Raw genomic sequence first — 3,463 nt, 5'->3', positions numbered from 1 at the left:
GCGCGTCCTGCTAGTTGCGCGCCGATGGAAACGCGGCACCTCGGCCAGCCCAGCGCGCTACCGGCATCGCCCGAGCAAGCGGTGCTCGACTATGTGCCGAACCCGAGGGGCGGCGCGCTCTACCTCGTCCGGTTCGCCGCGCCGGAGTTTACGTCGCTGTGCCCGGTCACCGGGCAGCCGGACTTCGCACATTTGGTCATCGACTATGCGCCCGCGGAGACGATCGTCGAGAGCAAGAGCCTGAAGCTGTTCCTCGGTTCGTACCGCAACCATTGCGGGTTCCACGAGGACGTGACGGTCGGGATCGGGGAGCGTCTGACGCGTGAAATGAAGCCGCTCTGGCTGCGGATCGGCGGCTATTGGTATCCGCGCGGCGGAATGCCGATCGACGTCTTTTGGCAGTCCGGGCCGCCCCCGGCGGAGCTGTGGCTGCCGGACCAGGGCGTGCCATCGTATCGCGGCCGCGGATAGGTTGAGCGAAGCGCCGCGGATCGCCGTGCTCGGCGCCGGTTCGGTCGGCTGCTTCATCGGGGGCGCCTGGGCAGCGGCAGGGCTTCCGGTCACGTTCGTCGGCCGCCCCGCTATCGCCAAGGACGTCCACGAGCACGGGCTCAAGCTGAGCGACAATCGCGGCTGGACCGCGAAACTCGCAGCGGTCGATTTCAGCTGCGTCCCGGAACCGCTGTCCGACGCGGACATCATCCTCGTCACGGTGAAGAGCGGCGCGACGGCCGACGCCGCGCGCGACATCGCCGAGCATGGCCGGAGCGGGGCGCTGGTGATTAGCTTCCAGAACGGCGTCAGCAAAGTCGACATTCTCGAGCGGGCGCTGGGCTCGCGCTTCCGCGTCGCGCGCGGATTGGTTCCGTTCAACGTCGCATATCTCGGCCACGGGCACTTCCACAAAGGCGTCGCCGGGGAGCTTCTTGCCGAGGACCGGCCCGAGTTCCGCGCACTCGCGGAGCGCGTGCAGGGCGGCCCGGCCGCGCTGCGCCTGTCCGGCGACATGCTCGACCTCGCCTGGGGCAAGCTTCTGATCAACCTCAACAACGCGGTCAACGCGCTCTCCGGCCAGCCTCTGCTCGACGAGCTACGCCAGCGCGATTACCGCCGCGTCGTGGCCGCCTGTCAGCGTGAAGCGCTGAAGCTCTATCGGCGGGCAGGGATCACACCGGCGCGGGTCGGTCCCGGACTCCCGCTGCGCCTCCTGCCATCGGTGCTCGATTCGCCCGACTGGCTGTTCAACCGGCTGTTCATCAAGGCGTGGAAGATCGACGACAAGGCGCGCTCGTCGATGTCCGATGACCTCGCGCACGGGCGCAAGACGGAGATCGACCATCTCAACGGCGAGCTGGTGCGCCTGGCCGAGGGGCTCGGCAGGGACGCGCCGGTCAACCGCCGGATCATCGCGCTGGTCCGCGCCGCCGAGGATGGCGCGCCGCCGCTGTCACCGGCAGCGCTGAGGCGGGCGGCGCTAGGCGGCCGTTAGCGCGACCTTCGTTTCGCGCCGCGTCCAGCCGTAGAATCCGATGACGACCACGGCGAAAATGATGATGCCGGCCGGGACTGCCCACGGGTTTTCGGCGACGAGCGCGAAGGGCGCATCGCTTTGGGTCGCGGCAACGATGCCGGCATAGACAACGCCCATGATGCTCTCACCCACGATCAGCCCGGTCGCGAGCAGCACGCCCATGCGCTGCGCGAATTCGGGGTTGGACGTCCGGGCGGCCCATTTGTCGTAGGACCAGCCCAGCAGCGCGCCGATCGGCACCAGCAAGGTCAGTGCCATCGGCAGGTAAATCCCCATGCCGACTGCAAGAGGCGGCAATCCGCCGCGCTTCGCCCGGCGCAGGATTTCATCGATGACGATGACCACCACGCCGATCACCGCGCCGATCTCGATCAACCCCCAGTCGAAGTTGCCGTTCAGCAGGCCTTGGGCAATCGCCGAAATGAGCGCGGCCTGCGGTGCTGCGAGTGCGGTTTCCTTGGCGCCCGGCGCGCCCTGGAAGGTGAAGGCGGTATTCAGGAGGTCGAGCACTGGGGGAATGACGATCGCGCCGAAGATGACGCCCAAAACGAGTGCAACCTGCTGGCGCCAGGGCGTCGCGCCAACCAGCTCTCCCGTCTTGAGGTCCTGAAGGTTGTTGTTGGAGATTGTGGCTACGCCGAAGACGACGGCGGTGACGAACAAGGCGAACGCAACGAGCGACTTGGAAGCGTCGCCGGTCGCATGGGGGAATAGCGCCGCGAGAATCAGCGCGATTCCGACGACCGAGAGGATTCCAACGCCCGAGATCGGGCTGTTCGACGCGCCGATCAGGCCCGCCATGTACCCGCACACCGCCGCAATGACGATTCCGGCGATCAGGATGTAAATGATGCTCGCGACCAGCGTTGCGCCGGGATTGGCGGCGATCGGGTTGGTGCTCGCGAACGAATAGAGAAGCAGGCCGATGGGGATCATCAGCACCAGGATGGTGCCAGTCACGATCCCGATCGGGAGATCGCGTTCGGTGATCGGTAGGGCATCGCCGCGCCCGGCTTTCCGCTCCGCATTCGCGACAAGGGCGCCGCGAATGCCCGCGATGATCGGACCGATGATTTTCAGCAAAGTCCAGATCGCCGCGATGCCAATCGTGCCGGCGCCGATGAACCGCACCTTGTGGACGAACACGCCGCCGACGAAATCGCCGAGGCTCGTGCCCGGCGGAATCGCGCCGGCAAGCGCGGTGTAATGCGGCACCAGGAACGCCCAGCTAATCACCAGCCCGACAAACATGGCGATACCGACAGTCAGGCCAACCAGATGGCCGACGCCGATCAGCAGCATCGAAAGACTACCCGACACCTGCGTCGCACCCGATCCGACTGTGAACGCTTTGGCGGCGTCCGAGGCCAGTATCCGGGTTTGGGCGAGCGCATAAAATACGGCGGACGCGATCGCGCTCCACACGATGAGCATCAGGCCGCGCTTGTTTTCTTCGGCGCCCCCAATCCCCGATCCGACCTTGAGAACCTCGGCTGCCGCGATCCCTTCGGGGAACGGCAGGTCAGTTCCGGTGACCAGCGCGCGGCGCAGCGGCACCGAATACATGACGCCGAGGATTCCGCCGATGGCAATGACGGCGACGGACAGCCAATAAGGGAAGCCGGTCCACCAGCCGATCATGACGAGGCCTGGAAGGACGAACACGATGGCCGACAGCGTGCCCGCGGCCGAGGCGATCGTCTGAACGATATTGTTCTCCTGGATCGTGGAATCCCGGAAGAACTTCAGAACGGCCATCGAGATGACCGCGGCCGGAATGGACGTCGCGAAGGTGAGGCCGATCTTGAGGCCGAGGTACACGTTGGCCGCGGTGAACACGACGGTGATGAGCGCCCCGAGGACGATCCCGCGAAGCGTCAGCTCCTTGATCGCATCGCCTGCGCGGCGCGCCTCTTCCCGTGCCATTTATTC

The 3,463-nt window shown here is 66.3% G+C and carries 3 protein-coding genes; 2 read left to right on the top strand and 1 reads right to left on the bottom strand.

Annotated features, from left to right (window positions below; genetic code table 11):
- The first annotated feature begins 24 nt into the window (after window positions 1-24).
- Both queF and VFT73_RS07570 read left to right on the top strand, forming a co-directional pair.
- A complete protein-coding gene (queF, locus tag VFT73_RS07575) occupies window positions 25-471 on the top strand; it encodes a preQ(1) synthase (RefSeq protein ID WP_326409633.1) in 447 nt (148 codons plus the stop codon).
- A gap of 1 nt (window position 472) precedes the next feature.
- On the top strand, window positions 473-1,489 hold the full coding sequence (locus tag VFT73_RS07570) for a 2-dehydropantoate 2-reductase (RefSeq protein WP_326409632.1): 1,017 nt from the start codon (window positions 473-475) through the stop codon (window positions 1,487-1,489).
- Here the strand turns inward: VFT73_RS07570 and VFT73_RS07565 are convergent.
- The gene (locus VFT73_RS07565) at window positions 1,475-3,457 is read right to left on the bottom strand and encodes an OPT family oligopeptide transporter (protein ID WP_326409630.1); all 1,983 of its coding nucleotides are present in this window, start codon (window positions 3,455-3,457) and stop codon (window positions 1,475-1,477) included. The two genes, VFT73_RS07570 and VFT73_RS07565, sit on opposite strands and share 15 nt — an antisense overlap.
- Between the last annotated feature and the right edge of the window lie 6 nt (window positions 3,458-3,463).

Source organism: Sphingomonas sp. (genome assembly GCF_035758555.1).
GTDB lineage: Bacteria > Pseudomonadota > Alphaproteobacteria > Sphingomonadales > Sphingomonadaceae > Sphingomonas_B.
This window is presented reverse-complemented; position numbering and strand designations above follow the sequence as displayed.

Bases quoted from the DNA above. Each gene is read 5' to 3' on its own strand.
- queF (WP_326409633.1), top strand. From the start codon at position 25: ATGGAAACGCGGCACCTCGGCCAGCCCAGCGCGCTACCGGCATCGCCC.
- VFT73_RS07565 (WP_326409630.1), bottom strand. From the start codon at position 3,457: ATGGCACGGGAAGAGGCGCGCCGCGCAGGCGATGCGATCAAGGAGCTG.